This window comes from Corallococcus sp. M7, assembly GCF_054512695.1.
Genome location: NZ_CM137252.1, coordinates 6,953,121 through 6,973,961, shown reverse-complemented (window position 1 = coordinate 6,973,961; position 20,841 = coordinate 6,953,121). Strand labels below are relative to the sequence as shown.

Annotated in this window: 17 protein-coding genes; 2 read left to right on the top strand and 15 right to left on the bottom strand. The window is 69.2% G+C overall.

The genetic code is table 11. The features are described 5' to 3' along the window. Position 1: 1 nt before the first annotated feature. The 15 genes from ACX114_RS27870 to ACX114_RS27800 all read right to left on the bottom strand — a co-directional run bounded on the left by ACX114_RS27870 (position 2) and on the right by ACX114_RS27800 (position 17,163). A complete protein-coding gene (locus ACX114_RS27870) occupies positions 2-1,435 on the bottom strand; it encodes a type II secretion system minor pseudopilin (RefSeq protein WP_459289436.1) in 1,434 nt (477 codons plus the stop codon). Then, positions 1,435-2,109, bottom strand: a complete 675-nt coding sequence (locus tag ACX114_RS27865; RefSeq protein ID WP_459289434.1) for a type II secretion system protein GspJ — start codon at positions 2,107-2,109, stop codon at positions 1,435-1,437. The genes ACX114_RS27870 and ACX114_RS27865 overlap by 1 nt, the downstream gene beginning before the upstream one ends. Further along, positions 2,106-3,041 carry a type IV pilus modification PilV family protein gene (locus ACX114_RS27860; RefSeq protein WP_459289432.1) on the bottom strand — a complete coding sequence of 312 codons (936 nt, stop codon included), beginning with the start codon at positions 3,039-3,041 and terminating at the stop codon, positions 2,106-2,108. Before ACX114_RS27860 ends, ACX114_RS27865 begins: the two co-directional genes overlap by 4 nt. Next, a complete protein-coding gene (locus ACX114_RS27855) occupies positions 3,038-3,760 on the bottom strand; it encodes a pilus assembly FimT family protein (protein WP_206791894.1) in 723 nt (240 codons plus the stop codon). Before ACX114_RS27855 ends, ACX114_RS27860 begins: the two co-directional genes overlap by 4 nt. Before the next feature lie 8 nt (positions 3,761-3,768). Then, positions 3,769-4,236 carry a type II secretion system protein GspG gene (locus ACX114_RS27850; protein WP_459289430.1) on the bottom strand — a complete coding sequence of 156 codons (468 nt, stop codon included), beginning with the start codon at positions 4,234-4,236 and terminating at the stop codon, positions 3,769-3,771. 58 nt (positions 4,237-4,294) lie between these two features. After that, the gene (gene gspG, locus ACX114_RS27845) at positions 4,295-4,714 is read right to left on the bottom strand and encodes a type II secretion system major pseudopilin GspG (RefSeq protein ID WP_459289428.1); all 420 of its coding nucleotides are present in this window, start codon (positions 4,712-4,714) and stop codon (positions 4,295-4,297) included. A 70-nt stretch (positions 4,715-4,784) separates the two neighbouring features. Further along, positions 4,785-4,928, bottom strand: a complete 144-nt coding sequence (locus ACX114_RS27840; RefSeq protein ID WP_206791913.1) for a hypothetical protein — start codon at positions 4,926-4,928, stop codon at positions 4,785-4,787. 15 nt (positions 4,929-4,943) lie between these two features. Continuing rightward, positions 4,944-6,200 (bottom strand): type II secretion system inner membrane protein GspF, encoded by a 1,257-nt coding sequence (gene gspF, locus ACX114_RS27835; RefSeq protein WP_459289426.1) that lies wholly within the window; start codon positions 6,198-6,200, stop codon positions 4,944-4,946. Between the two features lie 7 nt (positions 6,201-6,207). Then, complete coding sequence (gene gspE / locus ACX114_RS27830; RefSeq protein WP_459289424.1) at positions 6,208-8,034, bottom strand: type II secretion system ATPase GspE; 1,827 nt, start codon at positions 8,032-8,034, stop codon at positions 6,208-6,210. Positions 8,035-8,039: 5 nt separating this feature from the next. After that, positions 8,040-10,643, bottom strand: coding sequence for a type II secretion system secretin GspD (gene gspD / locus ACX114_RS27825; protein WP_459289422.1), 2,604 nt, complete (start codon positions 10,641-10,643; stop codon positions 8,040-8,042). A 28-nt stretch (positions 10,644-10,671) separates the two neighbouring features. After that, positions 10,672-11,583, bottom strand: coding sequence for a type II secretion system protein GspC (gene gspC, locus ACX114_RS27820; protein WP_459289420.1), 912 nt, complete (start codon positions 11,581-11,583; stop codon positions 10,672-10,674). 200 nt (positions 11,584-11,783) lie between these two features. Further along, the gene (locus tag ACX114_RS27815; protein WP_459289418.1) at positions 11,784-13,190 is read right to left on the bottom strand and encodes a sigma-54-dependent transcriptional regulator; all 1,407 of its coding nucleotides are present in this window, start codon (positions 13,188-13,190) and stop codon (positions 11,784-11,786) included. 62 nt (positions 13,191-13,252) lie between these two features. After that, a complete protein-coding gene (locus ACX114_RS27810; protein ID WP_459289416.1) occupies positions 13,253-14,263 on the bottom strand; it encodes a chromosome partitioning protein ParB in 1,011 nt (336 codons plus the stop codon). Between the two features lie 63 nt (positions 14,264-14,326). Continuing rightward, positions 14,327-15,673, bottom strand: a complete 1,347-nt coding sequence (locus ACX114_RS27805) for a TldD/PmbA family protein (RefSeq protein ID WP_459289414.1) — start codon at positions 15,671-15,673, stop codon at positions 14,327-14,329. Positions 15,674-15,681: 8 nt separating this feature from the next. Further along, positions 15,682-17,163, bottom strand: coding sequence for a TldD/PmbA family protein (locus ACX114_RS27800; protein ID WP_459289412.1), 1,482 nt, complete (start codon positions 17,161-17,163; stop codon positions 15,682-15,684). Between the two features lie 296 nt (positions 17,164-17,459). On the opposite strand from ACX114_RS27800, the gene ACX114_RS27795 reads away from it, so the two are divergent. Together ACX114_RS27795 and ACX114_RS27790 are read left to right on the top strand one after the other, a co-directional pair. Beyond that, on the top strand, positions 17,460-19,400 hold the full coding sequence (locus ACX114_RS27795; protein WP_459289410.1) for an FHA domain-containing protein: 1,941 nt from the start codon (positions 17,460-17,462) through the stop codon (positions 19,398-19,400). 102 nt (positions 19,401-19,502) lie between these two features. After that, complete coding sequence (locus ACX114_RS27790) at positions 19,503-20,840, top strand: cyclic nucleotide-binding domain-containing protein (protein ID WP_014398358.1); 1,338 nt, start codon at positions 19,503-19,505, stop codon at positions 20,838-20,840. The last annotated feature ends 1 nt before the right edge of the window (position 20,841 follow it).

Sequence of the window (20,841 nt, the reverse complement as noted above, 5' to 3'; positions counted from 1 at the left end):
GCTATTCCTCTCTGTAATACACGAGCTTGCCCAGCCCGTCGTCCAGGCGGATGACCGCGGTGAGCGTCTTCTGGACGCTGCCCGCTTCTCCCACGGACTTGATGGTGAACGTCTTGCTCTTGTCGCCCAGGTAGCGGTTCTGCTGGACGTTGCCCTTGATCAGCGGGTTGACCGCGATGCCCGCCTGCTCCACCACGCCCAGGAAGTCCGCCACCGACATGCCGAAGAAGTTGAACATGCGCGCGGCGCGGATGCGGCTGATGAGCTCGTTGAGGAACACCGGGTCCGTCAGGCGCGGGTCCGGACGGTTGGGGTCCGCCGCGGACATGATGGCCAGCCCCAGCATGATGGGGTCGTCGGTGTTGATGTTCGGCTTGGAGTTGATGTCCGGGTACACCGTGAGCCGGTCGCGGAAGGCCGCCATGAAGCGGTCGTTGACGCCATGCACGCGGTACAGCTCATCCAGGCTGTCGAAGCGCGCGTTCTTGACGTCATAGCGCGGTTCGTAGCGGCTGTACGGTGAACCCTCGTCCGCGAAGCCCGAGACGAAGGGGTTGGTGGGGTCGTTGCGGTTGAAGGTGGACTGCGTGGTGTCCTCGTCCGACCAGTCCTTCAGCGCGATGACGGTGTCCTGCGGCGTGGAGCGCACGTGGTTGGCGTCGTCCTGCTGCCAGAGGAACTCGAAGCGCTTGTCCGCGAACATGTCCGCCATGCGCAGGGCGGTGGCCTGCGCCTCCGCGCCGCCGGTGTTCAGGCGCATGACGTTGAGCTTCTCCTCCTCGTCGCTGATGGTCGCGAGGAAGCAGCCCTCGAAGCCGCCGAAGGACCTGCGCTGCACCTGCGCCGCCATCTGCGTGGCCGCGCTCTCCCCGTCCTCGCCCTCCATCTGGAAGTTGGAGTCCACCTGCACGGGCTCCGTCTCCACGGGGCGGCCGTCCTCACCTTCCGCGCCGTCGCTCTTCACCAGCCCCTTGAGCATGTGGCAGTCCACCCGCGCCAGCTTCCAGAGCTGGAGGTTGAGCGACTGCGGCTGGAACGCGTTCGCGCCGGCGCCGCCGGCGGTGCCGCCGCCCAGTGCCCCGCCCATGAGGCCGCTCAGGAGGCTCGCGGGGTTGGGGATGGGCGTCTGGTCCACCTGCTTCTGGAAGCGCAGGAGCAGCCGCCCCAGGGAGATGCCCGAGCGGGCCATGTAGTAGGCGCGCACTTCGTCGCGCTGGTTGGCGGCGAGCTGCAGGTCCACGCGGCTGTTGTAGGCGAACTCCGTGGCCACCACCGTGAGCAGCGTGATGGACACGAGCGCGATGATGAGCGCCACGCCGCGCGATCTCCGGTGCTTGCGCTCCGCGGGGGAGCGCTGCCGCTCCGGAGCCCGCGGGACGGCCGTCCGCGCCTTGCCGCGCCGGCGGGACGCCTGCTGGAAGTAGGGGAAGGCCATCAGTTGAACCTCGGCAGGGTCGTGTTGAGCAGGATGCGCGCCTGCGTGGTGTAGCGCGCCTCCTTGCCCGCCTCATCCAGGGCGATGACGGTGATGCGCACGCGCGAGGGGAGGATGTCCTTCTTCTCCGTGCGCCGCGTGTCCCATTCGTCGTCCCACTCCTTCTTGTCCGAGTCCCAGTAGGCGAACTCCACGCTCTTGACGCCCTCGAAGAGGACGTCCGTGGTGCCGCCCCGGTCCATGCGGTCCCCCACGTTGGGGTTCACCCGCCGCTTCAGGTCCTGCCGCTGCCGGGCGCCGCGCTCGGAGGAGTTCTCCACGAAGTACTCCACCACCGCCTGGTCGGACTCCTTCACGTCCGTGTACAGGCGCTGGTGCGAGAACGTCGTGAAGGTCAGCTTGTCGCGCTCGCCAATGAAGTTGGTGGGCCGGTCGTTCTGGTCGCGGAAGCGGCGCAAATCATAGCGGTCGCTCACGAACGCGGAGCCGACCTCGCGCGCCATGCGGTTGAGCGACACGCGCACCATGCGGTAGCGCTCCGCCTCGCCCTCCACGACCTCCTTGGCGTTGATGCCCGTCTGGAAGGCCAGGGCCACGACGGTGCCCATGAGGGCGGTGATGCCCACCGCGACCATGACCTCCATGAGGGTGAAGCCACGCATGCGCCGCTTCATCGGATGCTCCCTCCGCGAGGCAGGCTCGGCAGGTTGGGCAGGCCACCGCGACCGCCGAAGATGCCACCGCCCGGCGCGCGCGGGTTGATGCCGGTGTTCCCGGTGCCGCCGCCCATGTTCCGGTTGAGCTGATCGAGCTGGGCCTTCCGGTTGACCAGCGGCTCGCGCGTGTTCGGGTCCAGCATCTGCCCGTTGGGGCCGGGGATGGGGTTGTCCACCACCTGGCCCGTGCGCGGGTTCACCCACTGGTTCTCCGCGCCCGGAGTGCTGCCCGCGTTGGGCGTGAAGCCGCCGTTGCGGTCGCCGCCGGGCCCCAGGGACACGACGTGCGTCACCACGTCCACGCTCTCCACCTGGGTGCCCTCCCTCCAGTACACCGTGAGGTGCACCTCGCGGACGGACTTGGTGAGCTGGTCCACCATCTGCGTGAACATGGGCTGCGCCATGCTCATGGCGGACGCGCCCAGGGGGCTGGCCGTGGTGGTGCCGCCGGGGGGCGTGCTGCCCTTGCCGTCGCTACCGCCGCCGCCGCCGAAGAGGCCGGCCAGGCCGCCCAGCGGGTCGCCGGAGTCGCCGCCGCCCATGGGCAGGTTGAAGATGGCGCCGATGAGCTGATCCGGCGTCACGCCGTCCGTCTTGGGCGCGATGATGCGGGCGCGCCACTTGAACTGGGGCCAGCCCTCGTCGGAGAAGTCGCCGGACTGCTCGTCGTCGTCCTGTTCGAAGCCGTCGTCGTAGAGCTTCTGCTCCAGGTCCGTCATCTTCGAGCGGGACAGGAGCGCCGCCACGGTGAGCCGCTTGGTGTAGACGTGGTTCGCCACCGCCCCGGAGTTGAGGTCGAAGATGGCCATCAGCGCGACGCTGAGGATGGCCATGGCCACCATCGTCTCCAGCAGGGTGAAGCCCCCGCGCCTGCGCGTTGGGGTCGTCATGAGCGGGGCACCTCCAGGGCCTCGGATGCGATGAACACCTTGCCCGTCAGGGGTGACACGTCCAGCGTCCAGGCGTTGTCACCCTGGCGCAGGAAGACCATGGCCTTCTCCGTGTAGCCCTGCGGGAAGAAGTAGAGATAGGCCACGCCGCTCTCCACCGGCTCCCGCTGCTGCCGCGTCCACACCGACACCGCCACGCCCGCCGGCAGCGTCTTGGGGGAGATCTCCTCCGCCGTGTACGCGGAGAAGGTGGACTGGGACTCGATGCGGTTCTTCTCCTCGTCCATCAGCTCCTGCGCGGACGGCTGCGAGCCCTCCGAGCGCGTGTAGTTCTTGCGCGAGTCCCCGCCGCTGTTGCCTTCCTTCCGGGCGCGCTCACGGTCGCGCGCTTCATCGCGGAGCGCCGCGTCCCGGTCGCGCGAGGTGGTGACGCCACCCGCGGCGCATTCAGCGTGGTACTTCGTGGCCTCCTCGCGCTTCGGGTCGGGGATCTCGAACACCAGCCGGCACGTCCGGCCGCTGAGCGCCGCCGAGTCGTAGAGCGAGCGGATGACGCCCGCGAGCTCCGTGGCGCTGCCCTTCGCCTTCGCGCCGGTGATGGCGCCGATGCCAATGGTCACCGCGGCGAACATCACCGCCGCGATGGCCAGCGCGATGGAGATTTCAATCAGCGTGAGGCCGCGCTGGGCGCGACGGCGGCGGGCGGGAGCAGGGGACATGGCCAGCTTCAAGGCTGCACCTCCTGTGCCACGATGCCGCCTGAGAAGATGTCCGCGGCGTCGCCGGTGCCGCCGGGCTTGCCGTCGGAGCCCAGGGACAGCACGGCGCCCGTCTTGCCCTCCATGCGGTAGACGTACGGGTGGCCCCACGGGTCGAGCGGCGTGCCGTCCAGCACCTTGGAGGCGATGAGCGGCGCGAAGCCCTCCGCCTGCGTGGGGAAGGAGCCCATCAGCCGGTGGTAGGCCTTGAAGAAGCCCTCCAGCCGGCGGATCTGCTCGCGCGCCTGGCGCTGCGTCGGGGTGAGGGTGTTGTCCTCGGTCACCCACACCAGCGTGAACGCAAGCAGGGAGGCGACCACGAAGACGCCCAGGAGCAGCAGGCGGCCCGTCCGCTGCGAACGGGCGCGGGCCTGCCCGCTGGAAACGGCGCGCGCCTCGCGCGCGGACGTCGGTGAGGAAGTGTGCTCGGGAGTCATCACGGGCATTCCTACGACAACACGCGGGAGGCGCGGCTTTGCTTCAGGAAAACGCCTGTTACTGCTTGGCGTTCTGGTCCTTGGAGGAGATGTCGGCGTCGGAGCCCTCGCCGCCCGGGTTGCCGTCGGCGCCGTAGCTGGTGATGACCGGCTTGCCGCCCTCGTTCATGTACACGTACTCACGGCCCCAGGGGTCCATGGGCATGCGCTCCAGGTTGTTGGTGTCCACCAGCGCCTTGAGGCCCGTGGCGGTGTCCGGGTAGGAGCCCTTCTTCGTGTAGTAGAGCTTCATGGCGCTCTGGATGTTGCGGATGTCCAGGCGCGCCGTGTCCTGCTTGGCCTCTTCCAGCTTGGGAATGACGGCCACGCCCACCGCCGCCGCGATGAGCCCGAGGATGGTGATGACCACCATGATCTCGATGAGGGTCATGCCGCGGTTCTTGCGGCGCTGCTGCTTCTTCGCGTTCGTCGTGTGCATGTCTTCACTCACCTTCGGGTGACTTTCTGGCAAGCCACCGCGCCATGGGTGTGTCGGGATGTCAGAAGGGTCAGGGCTTCGTGCCCGGGCTGGAGGCCGCGGGCGGGTCCCGGTGGGCGTAGAGGGAGGCCCCCACCGTCGCCAACGTGGCGGCCAGGGCCAACAGGCCCATCAGCGTGGCGCGCTGGATCCACCGGTCGAGCGTGTCGTTCATCGTGCGCCCCTGCTCCTAATGGATGGCCGTGTTCACCTGCAGAATCGGCATCAGGATGCTGAGGGCGACGAATGCAATCATCACGCCCATCACCACGATGAGCATGGGCTCCAGGAGGCTGGTGAGCGCGCCGATGCGCACGTTCACCTGCGTCTCATAGGAGTCCGCCACCGACAGGAGCATGTCCTCCAACTGCCCTGATTTCTCACCGATGGCGACCATGTGGTACACGAGCGGCGGGAACTGGCCGGAGCGCTTGAGCGGGTTGGCGATGCTTTCGCCCTCGCGGATGGATTCGCGGGCGTTCTCCACCGCGTCCGCGAGCACCGAGTTCGTCATCACCGCCTTGACGATGTCCAGCGCGGCCAGCATGGGCACGCCGCTCTTGAGCAGCGTGGCCAGCGTGCGCGCGAAGCGGGAGATGGCCAGCAGGCGCACGAGGCTGCCGAAGATGGGGGCCTTGAGCGCGAAGCGGTCCCACTTGGGCTTGCCCTTGGGGCTCTTGGTCCAGCGCATGAACATCACCACGCCGGCGATGAAGGCCGGCACGATGATGAACCACCACGCCTGCATGATGTTGGACGCGGCGATGAGGATGCGCGTGTTGAGGGGCAGGGTGGCCTTCATCGTCTCGAAGATCTTCGTGACCTTCGGGACGACGAACACCATCAGGAGCACCAGGATGCCGCCGCCCACCGCCAGCATGATGACGGGGTAGATCATCGTGCCGATGATCTTCTGCTGCAGCTTGGCCTGGTTCTCCGTGAAGTCCGCCAGGCGCAGGAGGACCTGGTCCAGCGCGCCGGAGGCCTCACCCGCGCGCACCATGTTGATGTAGATGCTGGGGAAGATCTTCGGGTGCTGGCTGAACGCGTCCGCCAGGGACGAGCCTTCGTTCACGCGCTGCTTGATGTCCGACAGGGCGCGCTTGAGGCGCTCCTTCTCCGCCTGGTCCACCAGCGCGTTGAGCGAGTCCACGATGGTGACGCCCGCGCCCAGCAGCGTGGCCAGCTGCCGGGTGAGGATGGCGACGTCCTCCGTGGACACGCGGCCGCGGCCCAGCTTGCGCAGGTCCACGTCGCGCGCCAGCAGGGACGCGTTGGCGCCCTTGGCGACGCCCGCGCGGCTGCCCTCCGCCTGGCCCAGCACGTCCGTGAGGAAGATGCCGTCCGCGCGCAGCTTGGAGCGCAGCGTCTTGGGCGAGTCCGCCTCCAGCAGGCCCTTCTTCTGCCTGCCCTGGGAATCAAGGCCTCTGTATTCGAAGACGGGCATGGCGGACCTAGATGTCCTCCTGCGTGATGCTCAGCACTTCGGCGATGGTCGTCTCGCCCAGGGCGATCTTCCGCACGCCGTCGTCCAAGAGCGTCGTCATGCCCTTGGCCAGGGCGGACTTCTTGATGGTGGACGCGTCCACGTTCTTGAGCACCAACTGGCGCACGTCGTCGTCCACGAAGAGGAACTCGTAGATGCCGGAGCGGCCGCGGTAGCCGTTGCGGTTGCAGGACGGGCAGCCCGTCGCGCGGTAGATGCGGTCCGTGCCGAACTTCGCCTTGAAGTCCGCGACCGTGTAGCCCAGCTCCTTCAGCTCCGCGTCCGTGGGCGTGTACTGCTGGCGGCAGTCCGGGCACACCCGGCGCACGAGGCGCTGGGCGAGGATGCCCGTGAGCGACGACGCCACGAGGAAGGGCTGCACGCCCATGTCCACGAGTCGCGTCACGGCGCCGGCCGCGTCGTTGGTGTGCACCGTGGAGAGCACCAGGTGGCCCGTGAGGGACGCCTGGATGGCGATCTCCGCCGTCTCCTTGTCGCGGATCTCACCGACCATGATGACGTCGGGGTCCTGGCGGAGGAAGGAGCGCAGGCCCTGCGCGAACGTGAGGCCGATCTTCGGGGCGATGGCCATCTGGCCAATGCCCTTGAGCTGGTACTCGACCGGGTCCTCGACGGTGAGGATGTTGAGGTCCGGCGTGTTGATCTTGGAGAGCGCGCCGTAGAGCGTGGTCGTCTTGCCGGAGCCCGTGGGGCCCGTCACCAGGACGATGCCGTGCGAGCGCTTGATGACCGACTCCATGTTGCCCAGCACCTGCGGGCTCATGCCGATCTCGCCCAGGTCCAGCAGCGTCGCCGTCTTGTCCAACAGACGCATGACGATGCGCTCGCCGAAGGACGTGGGCGTGGTGGACAGACGGATGTCGATGTCGCGGCCCGCGAGCTTGATGCGGATGCGGCCGTCCTGCGGCAGGCGCTTCTCCGCGATGTTGAGCTGCCCCATCACCTTCACGCGCGCGATGATGGAGTTCTGGTAGCGCTTGGGCGGCTTGATGACCTCCTGGAGCACACCGTCGATGCGGAAGCGCACCAGGAGCTCGCGCTCCATGGGCTCGATGTGGATATCGCTCGCGCGCTCCTTGGCGGCGCGGAAGAGCACGGAGTTCACCAGCCGGATGACGGGCGCTTCGTCGTCCGCGTCCAAGAGGTCCTTGGGCTCCTCCAGCTCATGGGCCAGCGAGTCCAGGTCCTCCGTGGTCTCCATCTCGTCCACGAGCGCTTCCGCCTCGTTGACGGAGCGGTCGTACACGCTGTTGATGGCGTCCACGATGGTGGAGGCGAGCGCGATGCGCGGCTGGATGCCCTGACCCAAGAGCAGGCGCGCGTGGTCCAACGCGGTGGTGTCCAGCGGATCCGCCACCGCGAGCACCACCTCGTCTCCCTCCTGGGAGATGGGGAGCAGCTGCGTCTGGCGGGCGAAGTTGATGGGGATGCGCTTGACCAGTTCCGCGTCCACCTCCTCCACGAAGATGCGCTGGAGGTAGGGCAGGTCCAACTGGTGGCCCAGGGCGCGAGCGACGTCCTCCTCGCTGACCGCCTTCATGCCCACCAGGACTTCACCCAGCCGCCCGCCCTTCTCCTGCTGGGTGGCGAGCGCCTCCTGGATCTTCTCCGGGGTGAGAGCGGGAACGAGCGCGCGGAGGATCTCCCCGAGCGGCCGGCCACAGAGATACGCCAGTCCGTGGCCCACGACCTGGGTGGCGTCGTTGCGGCCGCCGGACACGTCGGGCGTCGCGGTGGAGCCTTGAGAGGTGGTGGTGTCGGCGGTCAGGTCCATGGCTGTTACTCCCCGTCTCCCGGCTGGATGCGCAGCCGCTCAGCGTCCGCGTCCGGGCTGGGCGCGATCACCTCGGGCTGTGGCGCGGGGACTGATCTCTCCGAACCCTCCGGAGGCGCCTCGAAATTTCGCGGCGCCTGGTCGCCCTCGGGGGCGGGTGCGGTACCTTCCTGCGGAGCAGGCGCTTCCCCGCTCGGCCGCGCGGGGGACGGAGAGGGCGAGCCGCCGGGGGCCTGGGCGCCGTTCGGGCGGATGACCCGCTCGTTGGGCGTGCCGCTGCCGCCATTCTCCACCCGCTGCTCTTCCTTGATGACGGACTGGTTCATGCGCGACAGGGGGCCAGGCTTGCGGCTGAAGTCCACCGCGACGTCGTAGCCGGGGACCTGGCCGTAGAACTGCTCCACGAACTGCTGCCGCTCCTTCATCTTGCGCTCGAAGATGCGGCGGAAGTCCTCCTGGCCGCGGATGATGTAGGGCGTCAGGAAGAGCAGCAGGTTCGTCTTCGTCTTGCGGCGCGTGGTGTCGCGGAACAGGTGGCCCAGCAGGGGGATGTCACCCAGCACCGGGACCTTGGAGACGGACTCCAGCGTGCGGTCCTGCATGATGCCGCCAATCACCACGGTCTCCATGTCCTTGGCGATGACCGTCGTCTTCGCGCTGCGCTTCGACGTGGTGGGGCCCAGGACGGGGTCCGTGGAGGCGATCTCCTCCGTCTGCTCGGTGATGACCAGGCGGATGTAGTCGCTCTCGTTGATCTGCGGCTTGACGGTGAGCTTGAGCTCCACGTTCTGGCGGGTGATGGGCGCGTACAGCGAACCCAGGCCGCCCAGCGAACCCAGGAGCGACGCCTGCACGCCGTTGGTGCCGGTGCCCGTGCCCGTGAGCGAGCTGCCCAGCGCGGACGGGGTGAAGCCGGACTGGAAGGGCACGTTCTGGCCCACCGTGATTTCAGCCTCCTCGTTGTCGCTGGTGAGCAGGTGCGGCGTGGACAGCACGTTCACGTCGGAGGACTGCTGCATGGCGTTGAGCACCACGCCGAAGGCCGGGATGTCGATGCCCAGGTTCTTGAGCTCCGGCAGGACGGGGCCCTGGATGCCGGCGAGGAAGCCGCCCATGCTGGCCAGGTTCGCCAGCGAGAAGGACGGCGGGATGGAGCCGCCGGAGTAGTTGGTGCCGAGGATGCCGGGGATGGCGCCGTCATCCGTCTTGAGGCTGAAGCCCTGGTGGAAGTTGATGCCGAACTCGCTGTTGCGGTCCAGGTTCACTTCCATGATCACCGCCTCCACGAACACCTGGCGGCGCGGCTGATCCAGCTGCTGGATGATCTGGACGATGTTCTTGTAGTCCGCCTGGCTGGCGACGATGACCAGCGAGTTGGTGCCCTTGTCCGCGGAGATCTTCACCTCGCCGCTGAACAGCTCCGCGGCCTGGGCGGGCGCGCGCGGCAGGCCCTGCGGCTGGGCCGGGATGGGGCCGCGCTGGGGGCGGTTGGCGGTGCCCTGCGCGAGCGACTGGAGCGTGCTGGCCAGCTCCTCGGAGTTGGCGTTCTCCAGCGGGTAGACGTTGATCTTGTTGCCGCTGCCGGACGGGATGTCGATCTCCCGCACCAGGTCCTGGATGCGGCCGAAGGCGGCGGGGCTGGCCACGACGATGAGCTTGTTGGTGCGCTCGTCCGGGATGATCTGCGACAGCGTCACGGCGCCGCCCGTCTCCGTGCCGGAGACGCCCTCGGCGCCCGGAGGAGGCTGGCCGGGCTGGCCCTGGGTGAAGTTGCCGGGGCGCTGGCCACCGCGGCCGCCCGCGCCGGCCTTGGCTTCAAAGAGCTTCTGGATGGTGTTGGCCACGTCCTGCGCGGTGGCGTACTGCACCTGGATGATGCGCATCTCGTCGCTGGAGGAGCGGCTGTCCAACTGGTTGATGAGGCGCTCCAGGCGGTGGATGTTGGAGCCCACGTCGTTGACGATGATGGTGTCCGGCGGGTACGGGATGGTGTCGCCGTCCTTGGACACGAGCTGCTGGAGGACGCCGCGCAGCGGCTCCACCTCCACGTACTTGATCTTGAACAGCTTGGTGACCATCTGCTCGTTCGTCGTGTACGGGGTGTCCTCGTCCACGATGGTCGGGATGGGGTTCTGCTTCGCCGAGCGCTTGTCGACGATCTTCAGGAAGCGGCCGTACGGGTAGACGGCCAGGCCGTTCGCGTCGAGCGCGGCGAGGAACGCGGAGTAGAAGGAGTCCGCGTCCACCTCCACGCGGCCGTTCTCCGGACCGATGATGGAGATCTTCCCGCGCACGTTCTCCGGGAGGATGAACGTGCGGCAGGTGGCGTCCGACACGGTCTGGACGAGCTTCTCGATGTCCACCTTGTCGAAGTAGATGCCGTAGCGCGCGTTGCGACGGGCCTGCTCGCACGTGGGCACCTGGCGGGGGCCCTGGTTCTCGGCGGGCGCGGCGCTGCCGTTCTGCGGGGTGATGGTCCGGTCACGGTCACCCGGGGCCTCGCGAGTGGGGGTCGGGTTGGCGGGCTGTGTAGGACGGCGCTGGGCCCACGCGGGAACGGAGAGCGCGAGGCACAGGCAGAGCATCCAGGACGGGAGCGTCGTCTTCATGGAGGAGCGGGCGCTTTGACGGGGGTGTTTAACGGACGTTGTAGGATTTGCGGATCGGCGCGCCGTTGCGCTCGATCTCGATCTCGATGCGGGAGGAGTCCTTCAGCTTCGAGTAGATCTCCAGCGCCTTCTCAGGGCTGTTCATGTCGAAGCCGTTGATGCGGCGGATGACGTCACCGTTCTGGACGCCGATCTTCGAATAGATGCTGTCCGGACGGATGGAGAACAGCTTGAAGCCCACCGCCTGGCCGTCCTTGAAGGCCGGCACGATGCGCGCCTGCATCGCCACGTCGTTGAGGTTGCTCAACGTCTTGTCGATCTCGGCCTTGGGGACCTCGTACTCGTTCTCACCCGTGGACTTGATGCCGTTGCCCAGGCTGTTCGTCGGCGTGGCGGCGGGCGTGGCGGGGGGAGGCGTGTAGGCGGCGACGGCGCCGTCACCGGGCTGCCCGTCGATGAACTCGCGGCGGCCGTTGTTGTTGATGATCACGCGCTCGCGTTCGATCTCCATGACGGTGGCGCCCATCAGGTTGTTGCCGATCATGTAGGTCTGCGAACGCTGCGTGTTCATGTCCTGGATGGACGCGAAGGACCAGTCGGGGTTGGCCGCGACGAGCGTGCCCAGCAGCTTCACGCGCAGGCCGCTCTTGGCCGGCGGGGCGTTGGCGTCGAACTCCGGCGCCGTGGGCTCCTTCACCGCGACCTCTTCCGCGGGGAGCTTCACGCCGGTGAGCCGCGACAGGCGCTCCGCGTCGATGGTGGCGAGGCCGCTGTCCGCGGCGTGGGTGCGCTGCGCGACGCGGGCGGGAGCCTCGGACGCGGGCGCGGGGGAGATGGAGGATTCGACGAACAGGTTCACCGTGCGCGCCGCCAGCAGGGCGACGAGCAGGATGAACAACAGGTTCACGCTCCAGAAGTACTTGCGAAAGAAGAGTTCCATCACGCTTCCGGGAGAAAGCCAGCCCCAGCTGGGACCTTGAGCAAGGCAGGTGCCATCGTTGGGCGGGCGTCAAACCCAGCTCTTACGGCCAAGTCCTTGAAATTATTTCGGAATAGGACGGGGCCCCGGCCAGGGGAGCGGCCGGGACAGGACGTCGGGACAAATTGTCAAAAGCAGGCGGGGGCCGGTGTGACGGCCTGTCAGTCCGCGCCGGTGGGGGGGGAGGGGGGGGCCGCGGGGGCGTCCGGGCCGCCCTGCTCACGCTCGAGCTTGCGGTAGATGGTGCGCGCGGCGATGCCCAGCAAGCGGGCGGCGAGCGTCTTGTCCCCGCGGGTGTGGCGCAGGGTCTCGTGGATGACGCGCCTTTCGATCTCCTCCATGGGCGTCCCGATGGGGATGACCAGCTGGCCGGCGGAGCCAAGGGGGCCCTTGCGCACGGACTCCGGCAGGTCGCTGGCCTCCAGCACGTCCGTGCGGACCAGCACCACGGCGCGCTCCACGGCGTGCTCCAACTCACGCACGTTGCCCGGCCACGCGTAGTTCTCCAGCACGCCCAGGGCGTCCGGGGAGAAGCCGCGCAGCACCTTGCCGTTCTTCGCGGAGAAGCGGCGCAGGAAGGCCTCCGCCAGCAGCGGGATGTCCTCGCGGCGCGACGCGAGCGCGGGCACGCGGATCTCCACCACGTGCAGGCGGTAGTAGAGGTCCTCGCGGAAGCGCCCCTCGGCGACCTCCTTCTGCAGGTCCTTGTTGGTGGCGGCGACCAGCCGCACGTCCACCTTCACCGTCTGCGTGCCGCCCAGCCGCTCCAGCTCGCCCTCCTGGAGCACGCGCAGGAGCTTCACCTGCGCGGAGAGGGGCATCTCGCCCACCTCGTCCAGGAAGAGGGTGCCGCCGTTGGCGCGCTCGAAGCGGCCCTCGCGGCGGGTGACGGCGCCGGTGTACGCGCCGCGCTCCACGCCGAAGAGTTCCGCCTCCAGGATGCTCTCCGGGATGGCGCCGCAGTTGACCGCGATGAAGGGCTGCTTCGCCCGGGCGGAGTGCTCATGCAGCGCGCGCGCGGCCAGCTCCTTGCCGGTGCCGGATTCGCCCAACAGGAGCACCGTCGCGGTGGAGGGCGCCGCCTGGCGGATGGTGTCCAGCATGGCGCGGAAGGCGGGGGACTGGCCCACCATGGCGCGCCCGCCCGCGGGGTTGATCTCCGCGAGCTTCGCCTTGAGGGAGGTGTTCTCCTGGACGAGCGCCTGCTTCTCCAGCGCCTTCTGCACGGCCTTCACCAGGGCGTGGCGCTTGAGGGGCTTGGTGATGAAGTCGTAGGCGCCGTCCTTCATGGCGGCCACGGCCGTCTCCACCGTGCCGTAGGCGGTCATCAGCACCACCTCCACGTCCGGGCGGATGGCGCGGCTGGCCTTGAGCAGCTCCTGGCCGTCCATGCCGGGCATCATCAGGTCGGTGACCATGACGCTGACTTCCGGGCGCCGGAGCAGCTCCAGCGCCTCCGTGCCCTGCGCGGCGGACAACGTGGCGAAGCCTTCCCGCTGGAAGATGCGGGCGACCGAATCGAGGTTGGCGCGGTCGTCGTCGACGACCAGGACCGTGGGAGATGTCATGGGGGTACGGGGCCTCTCTCAACACGGCCCTGCAATCCCCATTCCCGTCAGGCCTGGACTTCTCAGGCCTGCTCCTCGTCCGGCTCCATGGGGCCGCCACCCATGCGGCCAATGTCCTCGCGTTTCACCTTGTCCACGTTGAAGCGCCGGGCGCTGGCCAGCATGCGGCTGACGGTGGAGTCGAAGGTGGGAGGCGGGCCGTCCTTGCGGAAGCGCAGGAAGTTGAGCCGGGCGACGACGAAGTTCTTGAGGTACGGGCTCTGGAGGCCGCGCTCCTTGAGGGCGTTGACGATGGCGACCACCGCGTCGTCCAGCTCCAGCAGCGTGTCCGCCTGGGCGTCGCGCACGGCCAGGGCCTGTTCCAGCGGCACGTCCTGGAAGCCGTCCACCACCTTCACGAAGGGGTGGTAGGCGCCCGCGGAGAAGCGGGGGCGCTTCTCGTAGGCGGCGCCCATGGTGAGGAAGGAGGGCTCCTCGAAGAGGTGGGCGAAGGCGGACTCCTTGCCCGGGCGGTTCGCGCCGACGAGGCCCCGCGCCATGCGGATGACCTCCAGCGAGCGCTCCTTGAGGTTGTGGGCCTTCTCCGTGTTGAGGGCGAGGATTTGATAGGCCACGTCCTCGTCCGGCAGCAGCAGCGCGACGATGGACTTCGCGCCCAGCAGCTTGCTGGCGTTGAGGCGGTGGTTGCCGTTGGGCGTCCAGTAGCGGCCCTCCATGCGCACCGCGATGACCGGGTCCAGGAAGCGGTCCAGGCGCTCCATGGCGGTGGCGAGCCGTTTGACGTGGGGCTCGGACAGGTCGCGCTGGTAGGGAGTGGGCTCCACCTTGTCGATGGGGAGCACGGCGAAGACGACGGGGTGTCCGCCCAGCGGATCGCGGTAGACGGACAGCACCTCGCCTCCGTCCTCGCGCACGGCCTGGAGGAGGGCGTCGGGGAAGGCCACGGCCTCGCTCGCGACTTCCGCCGCGCTCAGGCCCCGCGACTTCGGTTCGGCCTTCTTGCGCCGCGGCTTGCGCGGCGTGGCCGACTTCGACTTCGCGGGGGCGGACTTGCGGGCGGACTTCGCGGCCATGCGGACTTCACCTCGTGCCGGTGGAAATGAGGTCCGCGAGCGTAGGCGACCGCGTGGCGCTGGCTACGCGCCCGACACGGTGAGCTGTCGGAAGCGGACAGTGGGCGCGCCCACGCTGCCGCCCCGGAACTGGAGGTCGCTGCCCACCGCGTCCACGTCCTTCAACATCTGGAGGAGGTGGCCCGCGACCGTCACCTCCTGCACCGGGTGGGTCAGCTCACCGTTCTCAATCCAAAGGCCGTTGGCCCCGCAGGACATGTCCCCGGACACCGGATCCGCGCCGTGGCCCAACAGGGCGGTGACGTAGAGGCCCTGGGGCACCTCGCGGATCAGCTCCTCCGGCGTCTTCGTGCCCTTCTCCAGGTAGAGGTTGGTGGTGCCGATGCCCGGCAGCGCGCTGTAGCCGCGCGACGCGTTGCCCGTGGTGCGCGCCTTCGCCTTGCGCGCGGTGAAGGCGTCGTAGAGGAAGCCGGACAGCACGCCCTCATCCAGGATGGGCGTGCGGCGGGTGGGGACGCCCTCGCCATCGAAGGGCGCGGTGGCCAGGCCCCGGGGCAAGAGGCCGTCATCCACCAGCGTGACGTGCTTGCCCGCGAGCCGCTTGCCCAGGTGGGGCGCGAGCACGCTGGACTGCTGGTACACGGCGTTGCCGTTGGCGGCCTGGGACAGGTTGCCCACGAAGCTCGCGGCCACCAGCGGGTCGAACACCACCGGCACCTGCTGCGTCTTCACCGGCTTCGCGCCCAGCATGCGCACGGCGCGCTTCGTGGCCTCGCGGCCGATGGACTCCGGGGACTCCAGGTCGTCCAGGAAGCGCTTGTAGTCCAGCCAGTAGCCCGTCTGGAGCTGCCCGTCCTGCGACGCCACCGGCACCGCGACCAGGTACACGTACGTGCCGGAGTAGCCGCCGGACGCGCCCTCGCTGGACGCGAGGTACACCTCCGCCACGAAGTCGCCCGCGGACACGGAGTCGAACGTGACGACGCGCGTGTCCTGCGCCCGGCCCGCGCGCTCCGCTTCCAGGGCCGCGTTGATCTTCCAGTCCCCGGGGAGGTTCGCGACCTTGGGGTCGAAGAGGATGCCTGTGTCGCCGCGCTTGCCCAGGTCCTTCGCGCCGGGCAGGCCGTTGAGCTTGTTGGGCGCGGCGGCCTCCGCCAACTGCACGGCCAGGTCCGCCACGCGCTCCAGCCCCGCGGGCGTGAAGTCGGACGTGTACGCGAAGCCCAGCCGGTCCTTCACGATGACCCGGAGGCCCAGGCCCTTGCTGGTGGCCTCCGTGAGGTCTTCAATCTGCCCTTCGCGGACGCGCACGCTGCTCTGGCGGCCCACCTCCAGGTACGCCTCCGCCTGCTTCGCGCCCTTCTTCACGGCGCGCTGGACGACCTTCTTCGCGAGCTGTTCGTAGTTCACGGTTGTCCTCAGCCGACCTTCGTTCCGCCCACGGTGACGTTGTCGATGCGCACGGTGGGCAGGCCCACCCCCACGGGCATCATCTGCCCGTCCTTCACGCAGACGCCCATGCCGGGGTCCGGCATCGGGTCGCAGCCCACGCGGCTGATGTTCTTCAGCGCCTCCGGCCCCACGCCAATCAGGATGGCGTTCTTCACCGGGCGTCCCAGCTTCCCGTCTTCAATCTGGTAGGCCTCGCTGACCTCGAAGACGAAGTTGCCGTTGCTGATGTCCACCTGGCCTCCGCCGAAGGTGGCGCAGTACAGCCCGCGCTTCACCTCCTTGAGGATGTCCTCCGGCGCGTGGTCCCCGGGCGCCAGGAAGGTGTTCGTCATGCGCGGCAGGGGCAGGCTCTTGAACGACTCCCGCCGGCCACTGCCCGTGGAGCGCTGGTTCATCAGCTTCGCGTTGAGCTGATCATAGAGGTAGCCCTTGAGGACGCCGTTCTCGATGAGGACCTTGCGCTCGCCCGGGACGCCCTCGTCGTCGATGTTGATGGAGCCGCGCGCGCTGGACACCGTGCCGTCGTCGATGACGGTCACCAGGTCGGAGGCCACCTTCTCCCCCAGCTTGCCCGCGAACAGCGACGTGCCCTTGCGGATGAAGTCCGCCTCCAGGCCGTGGCCCACCGCCTCATGCAGGAGGATGCCGCTCCAGCCCGGCGCCAGCACCACCGTCTGCGGCCCCGCCACGCAGTCCACCGCGCCCAGCGTGGCGATGGCCTGGCGCGCGGCCTCCTCCGCCACGGACTCCGGCGTCACGCCGTCCCAGTAGCTGAAGGACACCCGGCCGCCGCTGCCGTACATGCCGGTTCTCCGCTCGCCGTTCTTGCCCAGCGCCACCACGTGCACGCTCATGCGGGATTGGTCCTGGGTGTCCTCGCTGAAGCGGCCGGTGGTGTTGGCCACGGCGATCCGGCGCGTCTGATCCACGTAGGACGCGTTCACCTGCTGGATGCGCGAGTCGAAGGCGCGGGCCGCCGTGTCCGCGCGGGTGAGGAGCGCCGTCTTGCGCGCCACCGCCACGTCCTCCAGCGGCTGACCGACCCGATAGTGGCTGGGCACCGGCACGCGCTTGACGGGGAAGGCGCGCTCGGAGCCTCCGCCCTGGGCAATCATCGCGGCGGTGCGCGCGGCGCGCACGAGCGCGGCCTCGTCCCAGTCGTCGGAGTAGGCGTAGCCCACCTTGGCCCCGGCGATGACCCGCACGCCCACGCCCTGGACCAGGCCCACCTGCGCGCTGCGGATGCGCTGCTCCTCCAGCACCACGGCGGTGGTGGACGTGCGCTCCACGTACACCTCCGCGAAATCCGCGCCCTTGCCCATGGCTTCCGCCAGCAGACGTTCCAGCAGACCGGGGGGCAGGAGCGGGGAGGCGGCCGTCCGCCTCGCGGCTGGGGGGGCGAGCTGGGCGGGACGGGCGCGCCGGGAGGACGCGAGGGCTCGGGGCATGGAGGGGCTCGTGGCTCTTGGGGAAGCGGGAATGGAGGAAACCTACATCGGAGACGGGACGCCGTGCGGGCCAACGAACCGGATCGAGCCCGTCTTCCCTGAAAGGAACGCTGGGAGCGCATTCCCACCGTGCGGTGGGCGCTCTAAGATGTCCGCCGCTTCAACCTGGACCCACCATGCCTCCTCGCCGTCCATCACCGTCATCGCGTTCGGGCACCGGCCGTTCGGCCGGGGGCGCGACGGCGGACCGCCGACCCAAAGCTCCCGCGGGAGGTGGCTCGCGCCGCGTCTCCGCCGTGCCGGATGAAGACTGGTCCGCGCCGCTCTCCGGCGAGGACGACAGCCAGGAGGGAGGGGACCCGGAGCTGTACGGCGACGCGGAGCCCGTGCGCTCTCGCACGGGCGAGACGCGGGTGGCCTCCATTGAAGACGTGCGTCCGGAGGCGGAGGAGCCCGCCGAGGAGGAGGACAACTCCGAGACGACGCGCGCCGGCCCCCCGGTGCTGATGCTGGTGCTGGACGGCCCGGACAAGGGGCGCAAGAAGCGCTTCAAGGGCGTGCGCATGGTGGTGGGGCGCAGCAAGGACTGCGACTTCGCCCTGGGGGACCAGACGGTGTCCCGGCGCCACCTGGAGCTCGTCTACGGCGAGAGCGGCGTGGTGATGCGCGACCTGGGCGGCATCTCCGGCACCCAGGTGAACGACCAGAAGGTCGACGAGTGCATCCTGAAGCACGGGGACGAAATCTCCGTGGGCAAGACGCGCCTGCGCTTCGTGGACGAGGGCGAGCTCATCAAGGAGATGCGCGCCAAGGCCGAGTCCGGCGAGGCGGAGGAGAAGAAGGAGGAAAAGAAGGAGGAGAAGAAGGACCCCCGCCTGGATGAGAAGACCAACGCGAACTACAAGCTCGCGGACCTGATGCGCGACGAGAAGGCGCGCAAGACGGGCGTGCCCCGTCCGCGTCCGGTGCGCTCGTCGGCGCGCGAGGGCTTCAAGCCCACCTTCAAGATGAAGGTGGGCGCGGCGGTGGGTGGCCTGGTCCTCCTGATGCTGATCGCCGGCTTGGCCCTGTCCGGCGGGAACAAGCCGCCGCCCAAGCCGGTGGTGGACCCCAACCAGGCGCGCGCCCAGGAGCTGATGCAGCGGGCGCGCGACAAGGTGCGTGACGGCGAGTACACGGACGCGGTGCGCTTCGCCCAGGAGGCGGAGAAGCTGCGCGTGGGCATCGACGTGGACGGCGTGGCCAAGGCGGCCCAGCAGCTCCAGGACATCATGGACGCCTTCCAGGCGACCCGGGACCTGATGGCGGAGAACCGCTACCCGGAGGCGCGCCAGAAGCTGACCGGCACGCCGCAGGGCACGGCGCGCACGGACGAGGTGCGCAAGAAGCTGGAGGAGGAGCTGGACGCCAAGGAGCAGGCGTACACGCTGAGCCTCGTGGAGGCGGCGCTGAACGAGCGCCGGCCGGACGACGCGCGCACCCTCATCGCGGAGCTGCCGCAGGGCACGCGCTCGCTCTACGAGGAGAAGCTGGCGGACCTGGAGAGCCAGCTGGCCAAGGAGGCGCAGCAGGCCGCGCGGCAGGCCGGCATCCGCCAGGCGGTGGCCGCGGAGAACGCCAAGCAGCGCCGCGCGGAGTTCGTGGCGGAGGCCTTCCAGGACGTGGAGCGCCGCTTCAACGGCGGGGACTTCCAGCGCGCGTCGCTGGAGGTGGACCGGGTGATGGACAAGTTCCGCAACGAGGCGGACATCCAGGCCCGCGCGCGCAACCTGAAGAAGCTCATCCCCCAGTTCCGCTCCGCCTTCGAGGAGGGCCAGAAGAAGTACGAGAACAACGCGCTGGAGGCCTCCGTGAAGCCGCTGCGCCGCGCGGCGGAGGTGTACCGGCAGATCGGCTTCGCGGGCTCGCTGGGCGACACGCTGGACAACGAACTGGCCTCCGCGTCGGTGGCGGCGGGGCAGGCGGCCTTCAAGCGCAAGGAGTACCCGCTGGCGGGCCGCAGCTTCCGCGAGGCGCTGCGCCTCAACCCGGGTGACTCGCGCGCCCGCGACGGCCTGGACGAGCTCCAGAAGAAGGTGGAGGAGCTGTACCTGTCGGCGTACATCTCGCGCGACCGCGACCCCGCCCTGGCGACGGAGCAGTTCAAGATCGTCATCGAGGCCTCCGCGGAGGGCGCGGACGTGAAGCGCAAGGCGGAGATGGCGCTGAGCGAGCTGCAGAAGGCCGGCGGTTCGTAGCGCGAAGCCTTCCGTCAGGGGCCGCCGCCCGTGCCATGGGGGGCGGCCTCTTTTCATGGATTCCTGTCACACCTGTCGTCGTGCGCGGTCTGGAGACACCGGATGAACGAGTCGTCGTTGCGTGAGCTGGGCATGGACCTGTTCGAGGAGCGCCAGTTCGAGCGCGCCCTCGCCGTCTTCGCGGAGGCCGTTCGCCGCGTGCCCGCGGACCACCGCTCGCGCATGCTGGCGTCCCGGTGTCTGGCGGAGCTGGGGGAGCGTGAGCGCGCCGTCACCGCGTACCACGCGTGCGCGGAGGGGCTGCTTCGCCGTGACTACCTCCTGAGCGCCATGGCCGCGTGCAAGCTGGCCCTGGAGCTGTCGCCGAACGAGCGCCGCCTGAAGGAGACGCTCTACCGCGTGCACTCGCGCGCCGCGCGCAGCGCCCCGGGCCGCGCCGCGGTGCCGCCGCCCCTGCCGCCGGAGCACCTGTACGACGGCAAGGTGGACACGGACCTGATGGGCCTTGTCGGCGAGGAGCTGTCCAACCGCGCCATCGAAGTGCTGGCCGCGCCGGACACCGGCGGCACCGCGGATCCGCAGAGCCGTCCGCCCCTGCCGCTGTTCGCGGACCTGGACCGGGACGCGTTCTTCGACCTGGTGGGGCGCATGGTGTGGCGCACCATCAAGCCGGAGGAGGTCATCAGCCGCGAGGGCGAGCCGGACGACCACCTGCACGTCATCGTCGCCGGCAAGGCGGAGGTGACGCGCAAGACGGACGGCGAGGACCGCACGCTGGGGTTCCTGGGCGGCGGCTCCATCTTCGGGGAGCTGGCGCTGCTCACGGGCGCGCCGCCCACCGCGTCGGTGACGGCGGTGTCGGACTCGGAGGTCTTCGAAATCCGCCGCGAGCACCTCAACGCCGTGGCCAAGAGCCACCCGGCGGTGCCGCAGTTGCTGGCGGACTTCGCGCAGCAGCGCATGATGCGCAACCTGATGGCGAACTCGCCCCTGTTCCAGCAGCTGCCGGAGTCGGAGCGGGGCGCGTTCTTCCAGCGCTTCACCTTCCGCGCGCTCCAGCCCGGTGAGAAGGTCCTGGTGGAGGGCGAGTACTCCCAGGGCCTCTTCCTGGTGCTGGCCGGCGAGCTGACGGTGCAGAAGGAGGACCCGGCGGGCGGCATGGTGACGCTGGGCGTGCTGCGCGAGGGCGACGTGGCGGGGGAGATTTCACTCCTCACGGGCCTGAGGGCCACGGCCACGGTGTCCGTGACGCGCAAGACGGCGGCGGGGTGGCTCAAGCGCGAGGCCTTCCAGGAGCTGGTGAAGACCTTCCCCAACATCCGCACGTACCTGGAGCAGCTGTCCGACCGCCGCCTGAAGCAGATTGGCGAGGCGCTGCGCCCGCTGGAGATCATCGACGCGGACGACATGATGCTGGAGCCGGAGACCGGGGCCGCCTGAG